Genomic DNA, 22,047 nt, shown 5'->3' on the forward strand with positions numbered 1-22,047 from the left:
ATGATCACTTCTTTCCTGAGTTGCTGGGGACTCCGATGGCGCGGGCCATCAGATGGTCGAAGACGCGGTCGGAGAGCACGCCGCGCGCGGCGATGAGAAGACGGGCTCCGAACCCGGCCGCGTAGCGGGTCTTGGGCCGGCGAGCGGTGACGGCCTGCCCGACCGCGTCCGCCACGACCGACGGCGGCGACTCGCGCCGCGCGTTCGCCTGCGAGGTCAGCGCGTTCAGCACGGCGCCGGCCCAGGCCGCGTACGGGCCTTCGCCTGAGGCCGCTCGCAGCGTCTCGGCGGTGACGCTGCTGCCGTCGGAGCGGATGTTGCCGGGCTCGATGACGACCACGTCGATCCCGAAGGGCTTGAGTTCCATGCGCAGGCAGTCGCTGAGTGCTTCGAGGGCGAACTTGCTGCTGTGGTACCAGGCACCCAGCGGCGAGTGGAACCGGCCTCCCATGGAGGTGACGTTCACGATCGTCCCCGTGCGCCGGCTACGCATGTGCGGCAGGACCAGCTGGGTGAGGCGGGCGGCGCCGAAGACGTTGACCTCCATCTGGTGGCGGGCCTCGTCCATCGGTACGTCCTCGACGGCGCCGTAGGAGCCGTAGCCGGCGTTGTTGACCAGCACGTCGATCCGGCCGGTGTCGGCGACGATCTTCTCCACCCCGGCTCGCATCGAGGCGTCGTCGGTGACATCCATCGGCAACGGGCGGATACCGGCCACATCGGACAGTCGTTCTGTGCGCCTGGCGGCGCCGTAGACGGTGTAGCCGAGGGTGTGCAGCTTGGTGGCGACCGCTTCGCCGATACCGGACGACGCGCCGGTGACCAGCGCGGTCTTCACGACCGTCACGTCAGTTGCCGGCGGGCTCGTAGCTGGCGGGCACGCCGGTGGCGCGGCGCATGAACGCGTCGAAGGTGCGGTTGGGCAGCGTGTTGTGCAGGAAGATCATGGGCTTGGCGCCGAAGCCGACGGCGTAGCGGGTCTTGGGCCGACGGGCCCGGACGGACTTGACGATGGTCTTGGCGATCAAGTCCGGCGACGACAGACGGCGCTCGTTGGCCTCCGAGCTGAGCGAGTCGGCCACGGCGTTACCCTGCGGCGCGTACGGACCGGTGCCGGAGACCTCGCGGACCTTGCGCGCGGCGATGCCGCCCCATTCGGACTTGACCCCGCCCGGTTCGATCACCACGACGTCGATCCCGAAGGGCTTGAGCTCCATCCGCAGGCAGTCGCTGAGCGCTTCCAGCGCGAACTTCGTGGCGTGGTACCAGGCCCCCAGCGAGGTGTAGATCCGGCCGCCCATCGAGGTGATGTTGACGATCGTCCCCGAACGCTGCGCCCGCATGTGCGGCAGGACCAGCTGGGTCAGCCGCGCCGCGCCGAACACGTTGACCTCGAACTGCTCCCTGGCCTCGGACAGCGGAACGTCCTCGACGGCGCCGTAGGAGCCGTAGCCGGCGTTGTTGACCAGGACGTCGAGCCGGCCGGTGTCGGCGATGATCTTCTCGACACCCTCCCGCATGGAGGTGTCGTCGGTGACGTCCATGGCCAGCAGCCGGATCCCCTGCTTGGTCAGGTGCTGCATGCGCTGCACGCGCCGTGCCGCGCCGTAGACGGTGTAGCCGGCCTCGCGCAGCTTGAGCGCGGTGGCCTCGCCGATCCCCGACGAAGCTCCGGTGACGAGTGCGACCTTGGTGGCCATGGTGGTAATCCTTCCGGTGAACGTGGTGTCCTTCCGACGTCGACGTTAGAAGTGGATCCGTGGCCTGGCACTAGCGTGGCGCGCCAACTCACTTGCGTATGACGCCACTTTTGGCTGGCGCACTTGGCGAGAGGAACGGCGCCATCTGTCAGTGACAGGCCGGCCCCCGGCCTCTACCCTCACGACGTGAACACTGGACGATTCACCCTGGATCCCAGCATCAAGGCGCTGCTGAAGGACCTCGGCGTGTCACCCACCCGGGTGCTCCGGCGCGCCCAGCTGCCGGCCGACCTGTTCGGCCGCGGCCCGGTCGACCTCCCACCGGAGGAGTACTTCCGGCTGTGGGAGGCACTCGACGCCGAGAGCGGTGATCCGGACCTGGCGGTCGCGATCGGCCGGTCGATCTCGGTCGAGATGTTCACCCCGCCGATCTTCGCCGCCCTGTGCAGCCCTGACCTGCAGACCGCGGCCCAGCGCATCGCCACCTACAAGCCCCTCATCGGGCCTCTGCACCTGCAGCTCGCCAGCGGCGACGAAGGGTTGACGATCAGCTTCCGGTGGCCGCCGGACACGCCCCCGCCGCCCCTGCTGGCCGCCGCCGAGACGGTGTTCTGGGTCGCCCTCGCGCGGATCGCGACCCGCCACCACATCCGTCCGGTCCGGGTGACCGATCCCTGGCTCCCTGCCGAGCACGCCGGCCTCGACGACTACCTCGGCGTCAAAGTCCAGAAGGGACTGACGCACGCGATCACCTTCGCGCCGGCCGACGCGGACCGTCCGTTCCTCACCGAGAACGAGCAACTCTGGCGGTTCTTCGCCCCGGAACTCCGCAAACGCCTGTCCGACCTGCAGGCGTCGGCCAGTGTGGCCGAGCGGGTGCGGGCCGCCCTGCACGAAACACTTCCCGCTGGCGGCAGCTCCATGACCGCGGTCACCCGTCATCTCGCCGTCAGCAGCCGCACGCTGCAACGACAACTGCAGCTCGAAGGAACCAGCTTCCAGGAAATCCTCGCCACGACCCGCGAAAGCCTGGCCCGCCACTACCTCGGCAACAGCACCATGCGCACCGCCGAAATCGCCTACCTGCTCGGTTACGACGACACCAACTCCTTCTACCGCGCCTTCCGCACCTGGACCGGCACCACCCCCGACACCCTCCGAACCGCAGCCGTCGCCGGAGCCTGAACGGGCTGCGGGAGGCAACTCGGGTTGTCGGAGCTGCAGCTGCGAGGCGCCACTGTCGACGGTCAGTTCGGCTCGGGTGGTGTAAGTGGCATCGAACGCCAGGAGCAGCCCCGCCCGCGCGACCTCGACCGCCTCGCCCATGCGGCCGCGAGTCGTGGCGGCGACAGCGGCTGACGTAGTCGCGGTCAACGGTCAACGCCACACTCTGGCTACAAGATCCCCTCCAGGCCGCTCTGCCGCGCGATCTCCAGCAGGTCCGGTCCGGTCACCTCGTCGCCGAGGTAGTGGTCCGGCACGCGGATCGTCGGTGGGGCGTCGAGGGCGAGTTCGGCGAGCTGCTCGCGGCGGTCCTCGTACGGCTCGCGGGTCAGGTCCCGGCCGCTGTCGTGCAGCAGGTCGAACACGAAGAACGCGACCGGGTGGGACTCCAGCAGCTCGGGCCGCGGCCGGGAGACGTGCATCCGGGACTGCAGCCGCCCGAAGTCCGGTCGGCCCTGATCGTCGAGCGTGACCAGCTCGCCATCCAGCAGGAGCGGCCGGTCGACCAGCTCAGGCAGTACGCGCAACTCCGGGTAGGAGCTGGTGATGTCGCGCAGGTTGCGGGACTGTGCCACGACCCCGCCGGCGTCCACCGCCACCACGGCGCGCACGCCATCCCACTTCCACTCGAACGCCCAACCAGGGGCGGCGGGAGGCTGGCCGGCTGTCGCGAGCATCGGCGCGACCGGGGCAGGCAGGGTCATGTGCTCATCATCGGCGGCGACGCGAGGCTCCGCAGACTTGGCGCCGGATCTAGTGAACTTATTCTCGTCGAAAGTCTATCTGGAGCCCTAGCTAGCGTACTTCCTCCAAAGAATCCTTTGTAGATGACTAGCTGGCAAACTTCCGGCGTTCTATTTCGATGGAGAGCCGGAGAAATAACATACGCTAGCTGGGTTAGTCGGAGAACTAACATATGCTGACCTGCCAGCTGTTGTTAGTAGTGTTACCAGTATTAGTAGGTGGTTGCCTCGCAGGCCAAGTCGCTGACCTGGGAAAACGCCGAAACCGAGCGTCTTGTGCCGCGCCCTTGCCGGTGCGCTTTCCGAATCGTCGGGGTGCGTGTATTCTCGCTCTCGGCGGAGGGGTCTCGCGACCACAAGACGCGACCCATCGGTCACGACGGCCGTTGTTGAAAGGTGGCCCAGGTGCGTCAACCTGGGCCACCCAATTACTCGCGGGTGCGCGCCCGTGAGCTTGTTGAGATCAAAGCCCTATGGAGGCTGTAATGACCCAACCGGTCAATTGTATACCGTGGATGACTGCGCTCGCGTTCCGTCGCCAGTGTGGGCTCTCGACCCTGGGCGCAGAGGTGGCGCGTCATGGCCGCGAAGCCGCGGCGCGCTGCAAGGAGCTGGGCATCGAGCCCCGCAGGATCTTCGACGAGCGGTGGGGCCAGGTGAACACGTACCCGTGGTACATGCTGGTCTATGCCGTGGCCAAGTAGCCGAGGCGAGGGAGTGACGTCCTGTCCCGTGCCGGCGCGGGACAGGGCCACCGCTCGGAGTTATCCACAGATCGCGGAAAGGTCTGGTGGCCTCGGTCTGGGTGTGCCAGTGTCGAGGTCTGGAGCACACCCCGCGGCTTCGACCGCTGCAGCCCGCCGAGCCCGTCCCCGCCCGCTGGCTCGATGCGAACCAAGTCCTGCTCGCCCTCGCGCTCGCCGAGTTCGACTGCGACCCGACCGAGCGAGCTGGACTCGTTCGTGCGCGGCGCGAGGTGCGGCAGTTCAAAGGAGGCGAGGCGGAGCCGCGCTTCGAGGGGTGAAGCGCAGCTCCGCTCGACTGCGCGGCTAGAGCAACTTGACCGCGTGATCGAGAACATTGGGCGGGTAGGTGCCGACGGTGCCGTACCGCCGGTCCCTCACTTGGCCAGGCGTGATGCCGCGCTGCCGACAAAGCGCACTGGCGGTCCGGCCCAACCGGCTCACGTAGTCGCGGTTAGTCGGCAGGTTGGACGCCAGGGCGTAGCCGAGGGCAGTCATCCACACCGTCGTGCTGGTGTGCGGAGTGATTGCGCTCTCGGCGTCCGCCGCACGCACTATCACGCGAATCGCCTGCTCGGCCCAGCGGGGAAGTGCACCCAGATTGAGTGAGTCGCCCTTGCGCTCGTCCGCGGACCTACTATTGTCATTTGTGTAAGGTTCGTAGCTTTCCACATGGTCTCCAACCGTGGTTTGGCAGCGTGCCTACTGCCAGGCAGCCACCTGGCAGGTTTCCGTTGAGCGGCCCAGGATTCGCGGTCCTGGGCCGTTCTTACGGGCTGAGTCTTCCTGCACGAGGTTGCTCGCGCAAGCGACCCGAACGAGTGGGCCCGCGTGGGTGACGTGGACCATCGGTTCGCCCGCAAGCGGGGACGCTACAGAAGACAGCGATGTGCCGGAAAGGGCGACACGCCAAGAAGCCCCCGGTCGGGGCGGGGCATCGGGGGTTGGTGTGGGGGTTATGGTGCCCTGCCCTTGACCGTAGAGTGCGAAGCGTAGAAGCCCCACTACAACGAGTCGTCGATCAAGGTGCGTGCTCTTCTTCCGTTCGCTCAGGTTGTTCACCACGACCCGATGTGAGGCTGTCCGTCGGCTTGCGGGTTCCTCGGCGCGGAGCCGACCCACGACGACCGGTCGTAGGCTGCCGGGAAGTACACCCGCTGTTCTGACCACGCCAGGAACGGCGCGCCCTTCGGCTCGCCGGCCCAGTCGTTGAACTCGACATCGAGCACGGCTTCCTCCGGCGCGACCGCCACAATCGGTGATTCGTCGCCGGCGGATCACCTCTCCTCGGCGAGCAGCTCCCGCCATGTAGCCATCTCGTGTTCCCCTCTCTGCTGCGCGGATCCCGCGGCCGGCTCAGTCTGCTGGCGGCAGGCCAACGAGTTCGCGTGCATCGTCATCGCAGTCAGTGGCCCAGTCGCCCAGGACCTGCGCGAGGCTGGCCGGGAGGCCAGCGGGTGCGGGGGGCAGCGGCGCCGCCTCGTCGTCGAACTCGATGCTGTCGATGAAGACCCACTTGTCCTCGGTGTCGCGTTCCTCGACCAGCTTCTCGAAGTCGTCCAGTGTGCCGCGGCTACTGAAGATCAGCTGGTCCGTACGCCAGTCGCGCACCTCGAACGGCGTCGTTCCCTTCTCGTCGTAGCCGCCCGTCTGTCCGCCAGTAACGATCCTGTGGCCTTCGACTTCGAGCTTCTCGATGGCCTCGTGTTCGCGTCGGTCGGCCGCTTCGTTGACGGCGATGACGTCGGCGATGTAGCGGAGGATGAGTTCGCCGGCAGTGGTGCTCTCGGCCATGTTGTCTCCCAAGTTGGCGGTCCTAAGCGACGAGCTGCAGCGGTGGACGTGTCGGACGGCCTCGGCCTGCCGGGGCGTGCTTGATCGTGGCGCGGGGATGCCGTCGAGTGGCAGTACATACTGCCCCGCGCCAACCCAACGACGGCCGACCTTGACCGGCGTGTCGAGCGCAACCGGCTGCCGCCACACCTCGCGCTGCTCGACCTTCCGCCGGGCTCGGGCACGGCGCTCCCGCTCGTAGATGGTGTGCGCCTCCCGACACTCCGTGCAGGTGCGGTTCCACTTCGCGTACCGCCAGTTCGTGCCGTGCTCGGGCACGACGGCCGGTCGCGGGAACCCGTGCTCGCGGGCGACGGCGGTGCGGTCCTTGCGGTCGAGGCCACCCCAGATGCCCCACGGCTCGCCGCGGCGCAGCGCATCCTCGGCGCACAGCATGCGGACAGGGCAGGCGGCGCAGATCACGCGGCACGCGGTCTCGGCGGCGGCACGCTGCCGCGGGGTCGGCTTCTCGCCGCCCGGCGCGATCCAGTCAAGCTCGGGGAAGAGCTGGCACGCGCCGCGCTCGTGCCAGTCGGGAACCTCGCGGGGGAGCCGCGGCGGCTCGGCGACGACGGTCAACGGTTCCTCCAGGAGACATGACGAGCATCGCGACCAGGGCGAGGGCGACGAGGACGAGGCCGGGGATCGCGATGGCGAGCGGGATCTCGCTGACGCTACTGGTGACGGGCAGGGTGATGAGGGTCTGCTCGATCTCCACGGACCAGACCAGCCGTGCCTACCGCCAGCGCAAACATGCGGAGTTCAGCCCCGGCGCTGTCCGCTGCCGACGAGGCCGAATGACGTCCCGCCGCCCTCTGGGCAAGCCGACACGCCGAACGATTTTCGCGTGTCTCAGCGGACGCCGGCTGTATGCTGTGCGGCTCGCGCCTGACCGAGTGCTCGGCGAGCAGGACGTCGACGGCGAGGTCCTTCGTCGCCCTGCGGCCCGATGCCTGGCACAGGCCCGAGCGGGTCACCGTCGTCGGCTGGCTGAGCACCTTCGCCGAGATGACGGCCGTTCGCGAGGCGATCGATCATGGTCGGCACCGAGTTCGAGCCGCCCGCCCGCGGCTGGCTCGCACGCGCACTCAGGAGGCTCTTCGCATGAACAAGCGGAACGTCCACATTGAGCACGCAGGCGGACGCGGCAAGCTCGTCGTCGACGGCCACGACATCAGCCGCGCGGTGATTTCCTACGAACTGCACGCCCGCGCACGCCACCTCCCGCAGCTCTGGCTCACCCCTGCACGCGCCCGAAAACGAGATCGACGGCGAGATGGACGTCCGGCTCACCGGAGCCGGTCCGCACCGCGCTCGTCGCACTCGGCTGGACACTACCCGAGGAGGAGGGTGAGCGAACCGGCGCGAACAGCGACGGCCAACGGATGGCTTTCCCGCTTGCCGGACTGGCTATTCCCATGAGCTGGGGGATCAGCTGTCTACGGGAACGTTCCAGCTTCACACATCTCGCCAGCGTGATACCACGCATCGGCCACGACCATGTGGGCGTAGCCGGCCATCTTGTGATCCGCCTCGAATTCGGTCGTCGCGGCCTGGTACTCCAGCGCCGCAGACACGTAGTAACCCGCGCAACTCGGAGCATCTTTGGTGCCCTGCCCACGCGACGCGGCGCTGCTGAGCGCCGCCAGCGCCGCGCGCTTCGCCGCCGTCGCCTGCTCTCGTGGATCCGCCGGATCCTCCATCGGCTCGCCTCCCGACGCTCGCCATGCGCATCGCCTGCTACGACCAGTCGCGGCATCCGACCTGGCCGTTACAGTCAGGCACGCCAAGCCGCTGAAGAGCGGCGACTAACCGTTTCTTGCGCGGGTCGGTTATGAGCTGGCGGGCCCGGGCGTGCGCGGCCTCGGGGCCGGCGGCCGCGGTGAGTTCCTCGATCCGGGCGGCGGTGGTCTCGGCGAGCTGCCGCCGCTCGACCTTCCAGCTGCTCCAGGCGCTCCTTCAGTCGCCGGATCTCGCCCTCGGCGGTGAGCCGGACGGCGATGGCGCCGCTGGGCCTGGGCCCGGTCGGCGGCGCCGCGCCGGTCCGCATCGGCGCGCTTGGGCCTGCGCGGTCTCGGCCCGGTCGGCGCTGCCAGGAATTGCCGAGGGCGTATGTGAGGTGCGCACGAAGCTCGCGTCAGCCTGGCCCAGCTGCAGCTTGGGGAGGTTCGGGAGCACGCGCCGGACGAATAGCCGCAACTAGCGACCGAGACGTCCGCGCACCGACGCGTAGTTGTTTTCGGAGCGTCTCCGCGGAGATGGGTCGCCGGAATCGTTCCCAGTGATCAGCGTCTGCTCGCCGAGCTCGTTCAACAAGCTCTTCGTCGAGCTCACGGATCGGGCGGGTGTGTATGTCGACCCGCTCGTCAGGTAGCGGCGCTTCAGCGCGTATCCGCTGCTCAGAGCTATCCCCGTCAGCCGGCTGCCTCGCGTCGGAGCAGACGTCCGCCTCGCTCAGCGCGCGGAGGAGACCGGGGCCTGCCTCGGCCCAGCCGATCAACAGGAGCGGACCAACCGAGTCGAACGCTGCCTTGCCCCACTGGCCTGCGCACACCGGGTCAGCGACGTTTAGCAGCAGGGTCACCACGCTCGCAGCAAGCAGCAAGTGCCGTGCCGGCCGCAGCACCGCATCGCTGGCGCCGCACAGCGCCAGGTGTCGAGTTCCGACGAGCAGCCCGAGCACCGTCAAGTCGACAGCCGGTGCCACCAGCGGCGCCACGAGCACCGGAACCTGCAGCTTCAACGCGAGGTTCAGCACGTTGCCGAACCCGAACAGGAAAGTCAGCCCGATGACAAGCCCCATCGTGACCGTGACGAACTGAGCGACTGCACGCGAGTTCGCGGTCATGAGTGGCCGCCAATCGCGCCCGCGAGGCTAAAACTCGCCTCGACCACCAACGTGCCGGTGAAAGTCCCCTGGTCAGCCCCGTTCCCATCCTTTGGTAGTCCCGCCATGGACGCGAACCTGCGCGGCAAGCGAAGCGTGCGCGACCTGCGGCCCAGTTCGAGTGGGCGGATGTAGAGCGACAGGTAGACGCGTGCTGCGGTGTTCCTCAACGCCCCGTGACCGCCCTACTGTGTGCAGGAGATCTCTGTTCCCGCAGTTCAGGGGGCTGGACGGGGATGCGCTGGGGGCAAGGAGTCGCAGGTCAGGCCCGTGTCAACCTCACGCTGATGGAGCTGGTTCTGGCGATGCCCGACCTCACTTGATTTACGACCGCAAGGAACGTGACGTCGACAACCGGCGACATCGCAGTACTTTCGGTATCTCAATTGGTGGGCGAAGGACGTGACAGCGCCGGATCTTGTTAATAGAGTTCATGATCGCGGCAAGGTGCGTTGAACTGCGGCTTTGCGCGTCGGTCAAGCTGGGGGAGGTAGGGGTGCCGGGTGGTCAGGCGTTCGGCGACCTGACGAGTTTCGTGGGCCGGGACGAGTTGGTGTCCTCGCTGGTGCAGCGCGTTCGCGACGGACAGCGGTTGCTCACGCTGACCGGGCCGGGAGGGGTGGGGAAGACACGGCTCGGCACGGTCCTGGCCCGCCGGCTCGGTGACGGCGAGTTCGACGCGGTGGCGATCGTGCGGCTGGCCGACCTCGAACTGGGCGGCCGGAACGCCGACGGACTCAAGGACGCCATCGTGGGGATGGTCATCGAGGCCCTCGGTGTCATCGACCACCAGGCACGCCGCCAGCTGACCGAGGTCCTGGTCGAGCACCTTCGCCACCGCCGCACCCTGGTCGTCCTCGACAACGTCGACCACCTTCTCGATCCGGTGGCCGACGTGATCACCGAGCTGCTGGACGAAGCATCCCGGCTGCAAGTGGTCGCGACGAGCCGCCAGCACTTGGGCATCTTCGGCGAGCATGTTCAGCAGGTCCCGCCGGTCGGGGTACCCGACGCGCACGACAACCTCGAGGCCGCGTTGGGTACCGAGGCGGTCATCCTGCTGCAGGACCGCACCCGTGCCGCTGGGCGCACCCTCACACTCGGGGATGACTGGACGAGCATCATCGACCTTGTCCGCTGGTCCGGCGGGCTGCCGCTGGTCCTCGAGTTGATCGCGGCTCAGCTGGGCGGCGGGATGCGCCCGCAGGTCATCCTGGAGCGCCTGGACGGTGGTCGCTTGCTGCGGAACTTCGCACGGCGCATCCCACCCCACCACCGGTCGCTCACCCAGGCGCTCGACGTCTCGTGGGACCTGTGCGAGCCGGGGCAGCGCCGCTTGTGGGCTCGGCTCTCGGTTTTCTCCGGTGGTTTCGACCTCGATGCCGCCGAGGAGGTGTGTGGCGGTGATGACCTGATCGCGACCGAGGACGTCATGGACCTACTGTCGGGGTTGGTTCGCCACTCGCTGCTCGCGAGCAGCCCGGAAGGACGGTTCCGGCAGCTTCAGCCGCTTCGCGAGTATGGGTTGCGCCGGCTACGCGAGTTCGGTGAGGAGGAGCACGTCCGCTCTCGCCACGCCGCATGGCTGCTCAAACTGACCGGATCCGCAGCGGAGAAGTGGCTCGGGCCGGACGAGCCGCAATGGCTCTACCGTGCCTACGACGAGCTCGCGAACGTCCGGTCCGCGGTCAGTTGGTGCCGGACGCTGGAACGCGCTGAGGTCGGCCTGCAAATCGTGACGAACCTGCTGCGTGCCCGCGTGCCGTTCATCTTCGCGTTCCAGTCGACCGCTGCGGGGCTGATGGACGATCTGCTCGCGGTGGCGCCGCCGGGACCGAGCCGCGTGCGGCTGGACGCTCTGGTCATGCTGGGGTGGACGCGGATCGTCCTCGGCGATCTCGAGCGCAACGAGCGGCACCGGCCCGAATGCCACGAGCTGGCTCGGGAGCTTGGCATGGCGGATTCGCCGCAGGTTCTTTTCCTGGAAGGGACCTACTGGCTGTTCAGCCGCGGGGACCGCCGTGGTCTTGACCTGCTGGCCCGGGCGCGTGACGGTTTCCTCCAGGCCGGGGCGGCCGGCGATGCACACATGGCTCTCTTGATGCTCGCGCTGGGCGCTGGGTTGCTCGGCCCGTCTGACGTCGCGGACGCAGCCACGGAAGAGTGTCTGGCGGAGGCTCGGGCACACGAGGCGGAATGGGCGATTACCTGGGGGATGTGGACGCTCGGGCTGCCCGCGCGCACGGAGCCGCTTGATGTGCTGGGGGAGTGCTTGCCCCGCCAGCTTGAGCTGGGGGACAAGTGGGGATCGACGTGGTGCGTCGAGTTCGCGGCCTGGCAGCGCGCGGCCGCTGGTCAGCCCGCCGAGGCGGAAGCCGCTGCTCGGCTCATGGGCGCCTGTCGTGGTCTGCAGGAACGAAATGGTGTTGCGCTCGCCGGCCTCATCCCCTTCGACCGGCAGCGGAAGCAGGCAGCGGACCGCATCATCGCGACGATCGGCCCGCTGGCTTTCCAAGCCGCGTACGACGACGGCGCGAAGCTCAGCACCGACGAGGTCTACAAACTTGTGCTGGCCCCGCAGGACAAAGTAGCTACCAGCCATACCGGCGAGAAGCTTGTTCTGGCTGATCTCACGCCGGCGCGTCAGAAGGTCGCGCTGCTTGTTGCCCAGGGACTGTCCAACAAGGAGATCGCCGACCGGACGCACTCCTCGCCCCGGACGATCGAGACGCACCTCACGCATCTCTACCGGGTGCTGGGTATGAACCGGACCGAACTCGCGGTGTGGGTAGCCGAGCAGAATCGCTGAGGTGCAGCGTCATCTCGGCTGGGTTCTCGGCCAGAGCGCGAACTCCAGCCGAGAACCCGATGCCGACTTCCGTGAGCGCGGACGGCCCTGACCGTCAACGGGCTGTGTTGGACCGTGTCCGGTCGTCACGAGCATGGTCCCGGTGCGCTGGGGTGCGGCCAGATGTGGCTGGCTCGGCGACGAAGGTGCCGAGGCTTCGGATGGTCACGACGAGACCGCGCTTCCGCAGCAAGTGGGTGGCGTGTCGTGCGGTGCCCAACGACACGCCATACTCCTCGGCCAGGCGGCGTTCGGCGGGCAAGGGCTTGCCCGGTGCCAGGTCGCCGCTCGCGATGCGCTTGGCAAGGTGGTCCGCCATCTTCTCGTAGATGTAGCCGGGGGCGTCGTCGAGCTGGTAGTTCGTCATCGTCTTTCGTCAGGTAGGCAGGATGGTGTGCGGTACCCGGTTGCTGGGCGCCGTGCCGGGGCGGCGATCGCGGTCAGGGCTCGGCGTCAAGCCCTGGCCGCGGTGGCGGCGGCTCGAGGTCGGCATGCTGCCGAACGAGGGTCCCCAGTTCGATGAGGAGCGAGCCGAGTGCGCGCTGACGGTCGGGTGGCACCTCGCCTTCGCGCAACTGCAGGATGGCGATGGGGAGGTTGCCCGCCATGGTGCTGAGGGTCTTGACCAGGGCTTCGGTTTCGGCGGCGGCTTCGGGCATGGTCAGAAGCCCTCCCGCAACCGGTAGGCTCGTCGAACCGGTTCGCACGGCCACGCATCGGTACAGGCCTGGCAACGATCGCCGACCGTGGCGGGTCCGTGCAGGCCCAAGGTCAAGGCCAAGAGCGCGTAGAGCTGGAGTGGTTCCGGAACGCGCGCTGTCGTCGGGGCATCGAGAGCGCTGGGGCGCCGCTGCCAAGCTGCCGGAATGGTCGTGTTAGTGCGGTGATCCAGCGGTGTTGTCATGACGGTACCTCTTCCCGGTTGGTTGCTTTCCGCGATTCCACCGGGTCGCGACCGGGCGCTCCAGAGCGCGAAACACGCGTAAACCCGGCACGAATATCGCATCCAGAGCACTGGCCTGCGGTAACGTGTCGGTCTCAGAAGGTGACAGGGGAGGAAGATCATGGCGGCCAAGCGAACCGGGCTGGCCCGTGCCCGCAGGGCGGCCGGGCACACCCAGGAGCGTCTGGCCCAGCTCCTCGGCATCGACACCAGCACCGTGGCTCGCTGGGAGTCCGGCTTGTCCGAACCTTCCCCACACCGACGGCCGCGACTGGCCCGGCTGCTAATGGTGTCACGTGAGAAGCTGGAGGAGCTGCTGTGCGAAGGCACAGCGGTCTCGACTGCACTCCCGACGGACACCGGGCCGTGGGACGCGACGCGAAGCGTCGACCTCGTGACCGTTGCCGCGTTACGGGAGCGAACACTCCAGTTCGAAACCGAGTACGACATCTCGCCCTCGACGGGCCTGCTCGCCGCAGCCACTCAGCACCTTGCCCGTGTGGCCCACCTCCGGGCGGAGGCGCGGAGCAACCGGGTGCGGCGGGAGCTGTGGGCGCTGGAGGCCGAGACCGCCACTCTGATGGGCCAGTTCGTCTGGGACGCGTCGCAGCGGCGCGACGACGAGGCGCCGCGTGCCTACTTCGATCAAGCGATTCATGCGGCGAGACAGGTCGGTGCGACCGCGGCCGAGTCGTACGCGACTTTGCGTAAGAGCTACCTGGCGCTCTACGGGGAGAAGCAGCCCAAGGTCGGCCTGGCAGCTGCGCACGAAGCGGCGGTCATCGCGAAACCGGTCAGCCCGGCTCTGACCGGGCTGGCTCTTCTCCACGTTGCCGAAGCCAACGCCATGCTCCGTGAACGACGGGCATGCGAGACGGCGCTTGGTGCGGCGCAGGAACAGCTGGATCTGGTTGGTGAGGCCGACACCGCTGGTGAGTACTTCTCGTCGCCTGAAATCGATCGTATGGCCGGCTCGTGCTACCTCTTCCTGGGCCTCGCTGAACGTGCGGAGGTCCCGCTGCTCCGGGCGGCCCGGACTCTGGCGACTAGGAAGAAGTTGCAGGCGATCGTGCTCGGTAACCTGTCGCTCGCCCGTCTGCGGCAGGGTGAGATCGACGGCGCGGTCCAGGCGCTCCATGGCGCAATCGACGCTTTGCAGACGACGCGAGGGGGCGGTGGTTTGAATGTCGCCTTCGCCGCCGGGAAGGAGCTGCGCCCCTGGCGACAGCACGGTGCAGTGCAGGAGGTCGGTGAGCGGCTGTTCGCCCTGATGGCCGGTGCCTGAGGCACAGGCTGACGCGGTACAACTGCACAGGTGAACATGGACGACGCGAAGCAGGCAGTCCGCCAACAGGTGTGGAAGGCGCTCGACGACGCAGGTGCTGTCGACCCTCCCGGCGCTGCCGGACACATCCCGAGTTTCGTCGGAGCAGATGAAGCGGCACGGCAGTTGAGTCAGCTCGAGGTCTGGCAGGAAGCGCGGGTCGTCAAGGCCAATCCGGACCGAGCGCAACTTCCCGTCCGGGAGGCCGCCCTACGGGACGGCAAGCTCGTGTACATGGCGGTGCCCGCAATGGCGAACCCTCGCCCGTTCTACCAGCTCGACCCGGCTCGCGTCGGCCCGGAGGCTGCTGACAGCAAGGAGGCCGCCCGGGTGGCTCCGATCGTCGCGCCTGACGAGATGTACCCCATTGACCTGGTCGTCTGCGGCACCGTCGCGGTGAACCGCAGCGGCGCCCGAATCGGCAAAGGAGCCGGTTACTCCGACATCGAGGTGGCGCTCCTGACCGAAGCCGGACTGGTGGGCCCGCAGACGATCATCGTCACCACGGTGCACCAGCTGCAGGTGATCGACGAGGACATTCCGGAGACGGAGCACGACTTCAGTGTCGACTTCATCGTGACGCCGGAGGCGGTGATCGAATGCCAACCGCCTCGTCGTCCGGCCGGTATCATTTGGGAGCACCTGAGCCAGGAAAAGATCGACGCGATTCCGGCGCTGGCTCGGCATCATCGACGGAGCACTCAGGCCTGACCTGGGTGCGGTGAGGCCACCAGTTTCCCGCGTCGTGGCCGAAGGCGTAGTGGTTCTAGGTATTGCAGTTCTTCACGACAGCCGCCACGACGTGATCGGTTGTGAGGGCCTGGTTGACCATCGCCAGGTGCTCGATCTCGCCGGGCAGGTTGCGCGGGTCGGTGGCGGGCACGGCGATCCGTTGGTCGGTCGGTGTGCGCGTTCGATCTTGGAATCTGACGAGGGCAGTCGCAAGGACCGCGGCTTCGATGATGGCGGAGCGCTGCGCTGTCGGTAGGTCACGTCCGCGCATTTCGCTTCGCGCGTGCTCGGGTGCGTCGGGGTGGGTGTAGGACGTCAGCAGCATCTGAGCGTCGCGGATGCGGATGATCTTGCGATAGGGCCCGAGGAGTCCGTGATGGTGGTCCAGTTCGGGTGAGCGAAGCTGTTGCGCCGCGGGGCCGAGCGCCCGCTCGAGGAAGGCCAGAAGCTGGCTGATGCGTGGGATCGCGGCTCGAAGATCGTGGGCAGGTCGCTTGACCACCGGGGCGGATCTCATCAGCAGTATGGTCGTGAGGACTTCGGCTTGGCGGTCGTGTGCGCGGTCGCCGTCCCCGGCGAAGGATCCTGTCGTGAACTGGCCGAGGTCGCGATGGTGTCCCAGCAGGGCGTGGGATATCTGTCTGCCGATCACGTGGTTGCGGTGGAGTTCGGTGGTGTAGCTGGGGAAGCGGATGACGTCGCATCCGGCGGTGGCGATGAGCATGCCGGCGGGTAGACCGTCGGTCGGTGGTGCCGGCAGCAGGGTGAGCGGCCGGCCGCGCTTATCCGCGACGGCTTGGAGGAGATCCGGGAGCTGGAATCCCACGGGCATGCCCAACTGGCGGAGGTGCTGGTGGCAGGCCACCCGCAGGGCCGGATCGATGGTGTCCACGGTCGAGGTGCTCCACGGTTCCCACCAGTAGCGCGCGGACGCACGGGCGCGCGCAGCTACTGTTCGTGATCGGTAACCGGCGGGGCCGCTTCAGTGACAGGGCACCGACGAGATCGTGACGCTTAGTCATAGTTCTGCCGAGGTGTTGAGCTGAAAGTAGCAGGACCAGGGGGAACTGTCCACGAATTCGACACGCAGAGTGTTGATAGTTGGCCCGCGGCTCGCCATACTCACTGATCATCACCGGGCCTGAGCCTGGTGACCGATAGTGAGGGGGTCGGGTGTGAGCGGGGGAGCTGTCGACCGGCACATGAAGCGTCTGGCGCATCCGCATCGTGATCGCTGGGTCCTGTTCGACTCACGCATGGCGCTGCTTGCGGTGGGGAACGAGCTGCGTCACGGAACGTCGCCGCGGTCACGTCTCGATCCGACGGCTCGTGACCTGCTGTTGCCGCGTGTCCGGGAAGTCCTGCGCACGGCGCGAGCCTCAGTCGGCGCCGCCTACCACTCGGGCAGGCGGTGGCTGGTCGAAGTGCACCCGGTGATCGGGGCTGGGACGGGCGGCGTGCTCGGTGCCCAGGCGATCTACGGCAACCAGTTGCCTGCGCGGCCACGGGTAAGCGGCTGCGAGTGGCGCGTCCCTGCTCTGGGCTCCGGTGACACGGTGCGCACCTACTGGTCGCCGGAGGTGTTCGAGTTCGGCGACGAGGCGTCGCGCCGGTGTTGGGAAGGTGCGCACTTCTTGGATGAAGTCTTGTTGGGCTCGTGTCGCGTCCGGATGCGCGAGCTGCTGGCCAAGGCGATGCGTGTGGGGTCCGACTTCCAGGTGATCGAGGAGTTCGCCGCCCGCGATGTCACGACGGGCGCTGTCATGTCGTTGCGGATGTCAGGTCGTGCTGAACCGGCGGATGGCAGTGGAGTGCGGTGGATCCGCGGGTTGGCACAACGGGTTGCGGGTCCGCATCGCGGCCGCGACGAGCGGGCTGACCTGCTTGCCGCGGTGTTTGCCGACCCGGGGGCTGCGCTCGGGGTCATCGACCCCGCTCATCGGCAGATCTGGATGACGTCGGCGAACTTCGGTCGCCTCCTCGGCGTGCGGATGTCGAGTACCCGGTCTCTTGTGGACTTCTGTCATGACGATGATGTGCCTGCCGTGCAGGATCTGCTCGACCGCGTCGCGCAGCGAAGTCCGGCGACCTTGCACCGGGCGCGGTTCGCGACACCGGATGGTTCCTGGCGGGCACTGGAAGTCTCGGCCACTCCGACGAGGATCGACGAGGAGACTCACGTGCTGGCGCGCTTCACCGCGTTGCCGCGGTGAGGTCAACGTGGCTGGAACGTGGCTGCGCCGGCGTCCGACAGGCCAGTGCGGGCGTTGCGTACCGTGCGTGCGAGGTCGAGGAGGTCTCCGGCGACGTCCGGGGTGACACAGCGGTGGATGTGCACGCCTCGCACGCCGGCGCGCTTGAGGTCACGTAGCGCGGACAGGAGTTCTCGCTCGGCGTCGTTGATCGCGTCGTCCGAGCCGGTCAGGAAGCCGAGGGGCTTGCGGAGGACGTGCGCGAGCGCACGCAGATTCGCCTTGCTGACCGGCGCTTGCAGATCGTCCTTCTCCAATTTGGAGATATACTGCCGGCTACGAACGGCTCCGGTGTACTCGGTGATCGCGGCGGCGAGTTCTGACTGTGTCATGCTGCGGTGCCGTCGCAGGAGCCACACGCGCTGGCCAAGCGTGAGGCCCGCGAGGAGCGACTCGGGCGCGGTCCGGTACAGCTCGGCCAGAGCGTCCACGAACTCCAAGTTGAGCCGGCGGAGGCTTCCTTCCTCGACGCTGGTCAACTCACCGCGTGTCAGCGTCTGGCCGGTGTGCTTCCGGACGTGCGCGGCCGCCTCCCGGACGGACAGTCCGCGGTCTTCGCGGAGTGCTCGAAGACGCCGGCCCAGCTCTCGCGCGGCGATCTCCGGCGGCCCCTGACTGTTCGACATGGACGTTCCCCCACTTGTGACTTGGCGCTCCCGCAACGGAAAAGCAGCCGAATGTTACGTCGATTGAGCATGGCGCCTCCGCTTCCTATGGTCAAGACCATCAGATCACAAGACGCCGCGTGGCGGATCCCGGTCAGGTGAGGGACTGGCGGGGACGACGCCCGCGGTGGTGCCGGGGCGATCCCCGGTACCGCAGGAGGGGGAGCTTCGATGCGAGCGCACCAGGGGAGCACATGCACCGGAGATCGTCCGGTGCATGGTGGTTGCGCTCGCATCGAAGCCAGTGCGATGACCCCCGCGCGAGGCGCCGGGCGACTGGCAAGGGAGGTGCCGTCGGCCCGGTCGGTGGCCACGGCCCCTGCGATCAAGGGGGCAGCGGGCCGGGCCGGGAAGGGCTGGCGCGCGCTCCGTTCACGCGCCCGGGCGCTGCGCCAGCCCGAACCCCTGCTAGGGCGGAACGTTGCAACGGGGTTCCCGAAAGGTTGGCCGACGGTCGAGAGCGTGTCCGCACTCGCCTCGCTGGCCGGGGCCGGCCGACCGCTCCTGGTTGCCGGAGCGGAAGGAGGCTGTGGTGCGACCACGGTCGCGGCGCTCCTCGCCGAGACCTGCGCTGCGGCGCGCGTCGGCAGCGTCCTGGCCGTCGATCAGTCCCGCCTGCCGTGCAGCGGCGGATTGGGGCTCCGGCTTCTCGGTGAACCGGTCGACTTCCCCGCACCGTCGCTCGCGACAGCGGTCCACAATGGCCAACCGCTCCCGATGTCACCGGCAGGCGCGGTCGTGGTCACCGACGTCCAGGGCTACACGCCGCTCGCGCGATTGCTGTCGGAAGTTCCGGGACAGGTCTCCGTCACGGTGACCGATTTCGGTCACGTCGACCTCGCCGTGGCGGCGCAGCTGGCGGAAACTCCATACCGGCCTGTTCTGGTCGGCCGGGCAGATGTTGCGGGCGCGCAGGCAGTCTGCGCCGCGTTGGATTTCCTTCGAGCGCGGCCCGTGGTCGTGCTGTCGTCGACGGCGCCGTCGAACCGTCGTCGCGTCCGCGCGGCGCTCACGTTGGTGCGGTCCGCCGGCGTTCAAGCTTTGGTCCACCTCCCGTTCGACGCCGCTCTGGCTTCCGGCAAGGCGGTGCGCCTGGACCAGATCGGCAGGACGACCGTTCGTGTCTGCCTGCAGTTGGCCGCGCGCGTGGGAACCCCAGGGGAGGTGGGGCACCATGTCCATCTACTACGAAATGGCCCACCAGGTGGGCCTGGCCCTGGCGCAGCAGCCGCCGCCTGGTGGCCCGGATTTCAGCAACATCGCCCCGGACAGTAAGGGCGTCCCGAAGTCGGGCGTGATGTACACGATCGCCCAGGTGCTGTTGTTCTTCGGGTTGGGCATCTGCTTCGTCGTGCTGATCGGCGGGATCGTCGTGTGGGTCGGCGGGCACATGGCCGGTGGCATGCACCTGAGCCAGAACGCGAAAACGAACATGGTGCGCGCGGCGCTCGGCGGGATCCTGCTGACGTCCGCGGGCGCGGTGTGGACCTGGATCGTCGCGGTGAACTGACAGCGAGGGGGATGGGTGTGAAGCGGGTCAAGACCGTCGGTTACTCGGCAGCCCGCGCGGGGCGAGGCTGGGTCCTCCTGGTCGCAGTGATCGTCGGATTCGTCGTCGGGGGCGCCGTCGAGTATGTGGTGATCAACCACGTGGTGTCGCCGGAGCCTCGGACGGCAGCAGGGGGCGGAGATGTTCCTGGCGGCACAAGAGTTCCGGTGTCGCAACGGCGGACGCCGGCGGGAGCGGCCAGCGCGGCGCAGAACTTCCAGATCGCTGGTTTCCGTGTCGCGGCAGGCACTCTCGACTCGCGTCACGCCGTCGCTGCTCTGCTCGATCCCGCCGCGACGCCGACCGCCGCCGCCGTCCTGGCAGCACCGACACAGCCGCAGGACCAGCTCGCCCGGCAGCGGTTGACCTACGCGCCGCTGTCCACCGTCATCGAGGCCTTCGATCCGGACAGGGCGCAGGTGTCGGTGTGGGGCGTGGCCGCGCAGAGTTCACGGATGGCCCCGCAGCCTGGCGGCACGGAGGATTGGGGCCGGTCGACGATCAGCCTGCGCTGGGACGGCGCGCAGTGGCGGGTGACCGATCAGCGGTTCGAGAGCGGCCCGTGGCCGGTGCGCACCGAGGACCGCCTGACCAACGCCGACGGCGACTTCGCTTTCCGGTTCCGGGAATCAGCGCAGGGCTGGGCGTATGTGCCGGATGCGTGACACGCATGCACTCCGGCGCGCGGCGGTGGTGCTCGGATTGCTGCTGGCGTTGCTGAGCGCGGCGACGGCCACGGCGAGCGCGGAGCCGGTTGACCCCGGCACCATCCCGGACAACCTGCGCAAGTACGTCGTGGACAGCCCGCAATGGGTCACGGCTCCCTGGATGACCGATCCGGCGTGCAAGGACCACGGCGGCGACTTCTCCCGCTACGCGCGCAGCGTCATCGACGACGCCGCGGACCTGTACGCATTCTTCCAGCCCGATGTGATCAAGGACGACCACGTCAACGGGCTGGAGCGCAGCCAGGCCGTCCTGCAGGCGTACCGCGATGCCGCCGCGGTCACGGTGCCGGCCGGCTACTGCGTCGACATGGTGCGCACGTGGGCGCCGGCGGCCCCGGACTTCAAGCCGTTCGGGTTCCGCTGGGGCGACGGGACCAACACCGGGGGAGAACGGCACGCCACGGACGTGACCTGCAGCAACACCATCGGCGCCGACAACGCCCCGTGCGGCGGCTTCTACGTCAGCTGCGCTGGCGCAGTCACCCAGCAGCAGCACCAGCAGTGCCAGGCGTGGAACGCCTTCTCCGACGACTACGTGCAGCGGGTCCAGCGCGGCCGGGCGGCCGCGCTGGCCAAGTTCCCCGACCTCGGTGAGGACGACCCGATCTGGGGCACGCCGAGCGAGATCGCGCAGGACATCATGGACTGGACCGTCGAGACCGGCATCGCGGGGTTCGTGCAGTTCGTCGTCCAGGGCGTCACGCAGCTGTGGGCGATGTTCCTGACGATCGTGGTGACCGGCCTGGCACCGAACCTCGCGGGTGGCTCGTTCGCCGCCGTCTACAACCTGGTCTCGGGTGTCGCGCTCGCGGTCGCGTTCCTGGGGTGGCTGGTCACCGTCGCCACGGCCTGGAAGCAGGGGCGCCTGCAGTACGCGCTGGTGGGCGGGGTGAAAGCGGCGACCGCGGCGACACTGGCGGGGGTCGGCGCGATCCTGATGCAGCAGCTGGCCACCGAGTGCACCGAGTCGCTGCTGCTGGCGGGCGGGGACCTGGGCAAGCAGGCCGACTTCACCCAGAGCCTGGCGAAGACCAATCCCCTCGTCGGGTTGCTGGTCGGGCTGGTGATGGCGCTGTGCCTGATCTTCGCCCTGGTGTTCATGGTCATCAACGGTGCGCTGACCTTGATGTGGGCCCTGCTGGGCGGTATCGCCGCCGCAGGGCAGGTTCATCCGGCGTCCTCGGGCTGGTTGTTGAAGTGGGCCGGCCGCGGCACCGCCCTGGCGTGGTCGCCGTTCGTGATGGTCGCGGTCATGTTGCTCGCGCAGTCGCTGATGCTGCCGCTGGAGGCGTCGGAGTCGCTGCTGAAGCAGATCGTCGACGTGGTGCAGGGGCTGGCGCTGGTCCTCGCCCTGGTCGCCTCGCCGATGATCCTGTGGGAGCTGGTGGAGTTCGTGTCCGACCGGGCCGGGGGAGCGGCCGCGGTGGGTGGCCGGGCGACCGGACGGGCCGCAGCGATGACCGACAGGGCCGCCGCTGCCGGCCGCAGCGCCGTCGGGAGAGCGGTGCAGGGATTGCAGGCGGGGGCGGAGCACCTCGCTCAGCGGTTCTCCGGAGCGCGGGGTGGCGGCAGTGGCGCGCCCGCGTCCCCGGCGAGCCTGCCACGTAGCGAAGGGGGACCGGTGAAGCCACCGGCCCGGCGCGCCAGCAAACCGGCTGGTGAGGCGGCAAGCGACGACTCCCGGAGCGGAACCGGTACGAAGGAACCGGACACCCCACCGCCGTCAGGTTCCGCCTCGTCCTTTCGGGACCGGCCGTCGGCCAACCGGGGGCGGGTCGTGGCGCGCAATTTCGTGCCGCCGGAACCGGCGGAACCACCACCCGCAGGCGACGGGGGAGAAACGCCACCACCGCCGGCATGACCCGGGCGGATCACA

At 68.3% G+C, this 22,047-nt stretch carries 22 protein-coding genes; 9 read left to right on the plus strand and 13 right to left on the minus strand.

The annotated features are described in order from the left end of the window. Positions 1-4 precede the first annotated feature (4 nt). Positions 5-847: an oxidoreductase gene (locus AMYTH_RS0103770; RefSeq protein WP_027929181.1), complete on the minus strand. Its 843-nt coding sequence runs from the start codon at positions 845-847 to the stop codon at positions 5-7. A gap of 1 nt (position 848) precedes the next feature. Then, positions 849-1,700 carry an oxidoreductase gene (locus tag AMYTH_RS0103775; protein ID WP_027929182.1) on the minus strand — a complete coding sequence of 284 codons (852 nt, stop codon included), beginning with the start codon at positions 1,698-1,700 and terminating at the stop codon, positions 849-851. Between the two features lie 186 nt (positions 1,701-1,886). On the opposite strand from AMYTH_RS0103775, the gene AMYTH_RS0103780 reads away from it, so the two are divergent. Next, positions 1,887-2,885, plus strand: a complete 999-nt coding sequence (locus AMYTH_RS0103780; RefSeq protein ID WP_027929183.1) for an AraC family transcriptional regulator — start codon at positions 1,887-1,889, stop codon at positions 2,883-2,885. Between the two features lie 209 nt (positions 2,886-3,094). Here the strand turns inward: AMYTH_RS0103780 and AMYTH_RS43695 are convergent, their stop codons facing one another. Further along, positions 3,095-3,628, minus strand: a complete 534-nt coding sequence (locus tag AMYTH_RS43695) for an ATP-dependent DNA ligase (RefSeq protein WP_051362501.1) — start codon at positions 3,626-3,628, stop codon at positions 3,095-3,097. 524 nt (positions 3,629-4,152) lie between these two features. On the opposite strand from AMYTH_RS43695, the gene AMYTH_RS0103790 reads away from it, so the two are divergent. Continuing rightward, positions 4,153-4,371, plus strand: coding sequence for a hypothetical protein (locus tag AMYTH_RS0103790; protein ID WP_027929184.1), 219 nt, complete (start codon positions 4,153-4,155; stop codon positions 4,369-4,371). A gap of 345 nt (positions 4,372-4,716) precedes the next feature. On the opposite strand, the gene AMYTH_RS43700 is transcribed toward AMYTH_RS0103790, so the two are convergent. The 5 genes from AMYTH_RS43700 to AMYTH_RS47625 all read right to left on the minus strand — a co-directional run bounded on the left by AMYTH_RS43700 (position 4,717) and on the right by AMYTH_RS47625 (position 9,091). After that, on the minus strand, positions 4,717-5,082 hold the full coding sequence (locus tag AMYTH_RS43700) for a hypothetical protein (RefSeq protein WP_157360522.1): 366 nt from the start codon (positions 5,080-5,082) through the stop codon (positions 4,717-4,719). A 386-nt stretch (positions 5,083-5,468) separates the two neighbouring features. Continuing rightward, positions 5,469-5,639: a hypothetical protein gene (locus AMYTH_RS0103805; protein ID WP_157360523.1), complete on the minus strand. Its 171-nt coding sequence runs from the start codon at positions 5,637-5,639 to the stop codon at positions 5,469-5,471. Positions 5,640-5,766: 127 nt separating this feature from the next. Further along, positions 5,767-6,822 carry a WhiB family transcriptional regulator gene (locus AMYTH_RS46865; RefSeq protein ID WP_051362502.1) on the minus strand — a complete coding sequence of 352 codons (1,056 nt, stop codon included), beginning with the start codon at positions 6,820-6,822 and terminating at the stop codon, positions 5,767-5,769. An 860-nt stretch (positions 6,823-7,682) separates the two neighbouring features. Next, entirely contained in the window at positions 7,683-7,946 is a 264-nt protein-coding gene (locus AMYTH_RS0103815; protein ID WP_027929188.1) for a hypothetical protein, read from the minus strand. 434 nt (positions 7,947-8,380) lie between these two features. Then, the gene (locus AMYTH_RS47625) at positions 8,381-9,091 is read right to left on the minus strand and encodes a hypothetical protein (RefSeq protein WP_084022506.1); all 711 of its coding nucleotides are present in this window, start codon (positions 9,089-9,091) and stop codon (positions 8,381-8,383) included. Positions 9,092-9,563: 472 nt separating this feature from the next. Here AMYTH_RS47625 and AMYTH_RS0103825 point away from each other — a divergent pair, with 472 nt between their 5' ends. Continuing rightward, positions 9,564-11,939 (plus strand): ATP-binding protein, encoded by a 2,376-nt coding sequence (locus tag AMYTH_RS0103825; RefSeq protein WP_027929189.1) that lies wholly within the window; start codon positions 9,564-9,566, stop codon positions 11,937-11,939. Between the two features lie 94 nt (positions 11,940-12,033). Here AMYTH_RS0103825 and AMYTH_RS43710 read toward each other — a convergent pair whose 3' ends face one another. Together AMYTH_RS43710 and AMYTH_RS43715 are read right to left on the minus strand one after the other, a co-directional pair. Next, positions 12,034-12,345, minus strand: coding sequence for a winged helix-turn-helix domain-containing protein (locus AMYTH_RS43710; RefSeq protein ID WP_051362503.1), 312 nt, complete (start codon positions 12,343-12,345; stop codon positions 12,034-12,036). Between the two features lie 73 nt (positions 12,346-12,418). After that, the gene (locus tag AMYTH_RS43715) at positions 12,419-12,637 is read right to left on the minus strand and encodes a hypothetical protein (protein WP_037322225.1); all 219 of its coding nucleotides are present in this window, start codon (positions 12,635-12,637) and stop codon (positions 12,419-12,421) included. 405 nt (positions 12,638-13,042) lie between these two features. Between AMYTH_RS43715 and AMYTH_RS0103840 the strand changes: the two genes are divergently transcribed. Both AMYTH_RS0103840 and AMYTH_RS0103845 read left to right on the plus strand, forming a co-directional pair. Further along, positions 13,043-14,206, plus strand: a complete 1,164-nt coding sequence (locus tag AMYTH_RS0103840; RefSeq protein WP_027929190.1) for a helix-turn-helix domain-containing protein — start codon at positions 13,043-13,045, stop codon at positions 14,204-14,206. Positions 14,207-14,236: 30 nt separating this feature from the next. After that, complete coding sequence (locus tag AMYTH_RS0103845) at positions 14,237-14,956, plus strand: 5-formyltetrahydrofolate cyclo-ligase (protein ID WP_027929191.1); 720 nt, start codon at positions 14,237-14,239, stop codon at positions 14,954-14,956. Positions 14,957-15,011: 55 nt separating this feature from the next. Here AMYTH_RS0103845 and AMYTH_RS46870 read toward each other — a convergent pair whose 3' ends face one another. Then, the gene (locus tag AMYTH_RS46870) at positions 15,012-15,869 is read right to left on the minus strand and encodes a DUF6545 domain-containing protein (RefSeq protein WP_027929192.1); all 858 of its coding nucleotides are present in this window, start codon (positions 15,867-15,869) and stop codon (positions 15,012-15,014) included. Between the two features lie 310 nt (positions 15,870-16,179). Here AMYTH_RS46870 and AMYTH_RS0103855 point away from each other — a divergent pair, with 310 nt between their 5' ends. Then, positions 16,180-17,190: a PAS domain-containing protein gene (locus AMYTH_RS0103855; RefSeq protein ID WP_157360524.1), complete on the plus strand. Its 1,011-nt coding sequence runs from the start codon at positions 16,180-16,182 to the stop codon at positions 17,188-17,190. Between the two features lie 2 nt (positions 17,191-17,192). Here AMYTH_RS0103855 and AMYTH_RS0103860 read toward each other — a convergent pair whose 3' ends face one another. Further along, positions 17,193-17,855, minus strand: coding sequence for a transcriptional regulator (locus AMYTH_RS0103860; protein WP_027929194.1), 663 nt, complete (start codon positions 17,853-17,855; stop codon positions 17,193-17,195). 759 nt (positions 17,856-18,614) lie between these two features. Further along, the gene (locus AMYTH_RS48635; RefSeq protein WP_209440739.1) at positions 18,615-19,070 is read right to left on the minus strand and encodes a hypothetical protein; all 456 of its coding nucleotides are present in this window, start codon (positions 19,068-19,070) and stop codon (positions 18,615-18,617) included. On the opposite strand from AMYTH_RS48635, the gene AMYTH_RS0103865 reads away from it, so the two are divergent. The 3 genes from AMYTH_RS0103865 (at position 19,069) to AMYTH_RS0103875 (ending at position 22,032) form a co-directional block, all read left to right on the plus strand. Continuing rightward, the gene (locus tag AMYTH_RS0103865; protein ID WP_027929195.1) at positions 19,069-19,404 is read left to right on the plus strand and encodes a hypothetical protein; all 336 of its coding nucleotides are present in this window, start codon (positions 19,069-19,071) and stop codon (positions 19,402-19,404) included. The two genes, AMYTH_RS48635 and AMYTH_RS0103865, sit on opposite strands and share 2 nt — an antisense overlap. Positions 19,405-19,610: 206 nt before the next feature. Continuing rightward, positions 19,611-20,108 carry a hypothetical protein gene (locus tag AMYTH_RS0103870; RefSeq protein WP_027929196.1) on the plus strand — a complete coding sequence of 166 codons (498 nt, stop codon included), beginning with the start codon at positions 19,611-19,613 and terminating at the stop codon, positions 20,106-20,108. Then, the gene (locus tag AMYTH_RS0103875) at positions 20,101-22,032 is read left to right on the plus strand and encodes a hypothetical protein (RefSeq protein WP_157360526.1); all 1,932 of its coding nucleotides are present in this window, start codon (positions 20,101-20,103) and stop codon (positions 22,030-22,032) included. The genes AMYTH_RS0103870 and AMYTH_RS0103875 overlap by 8 nt, the downstream gene beginning before the upstream one ends. Positions 22,033-22,047: the final 15 nt, after the last annotated feature.

It is taken from the genome of Amycolatopsis thermoflava N1165 (assembly GCF_000473265.1).
Classification (GTDB): domain Bacteria; phylum Actinomycetota; class Actinomycetes; order Mycobacteriales; family Pseudonocardiaceae; genus Amycolatopsis_E; species Amycolatopsis_E thermoflava.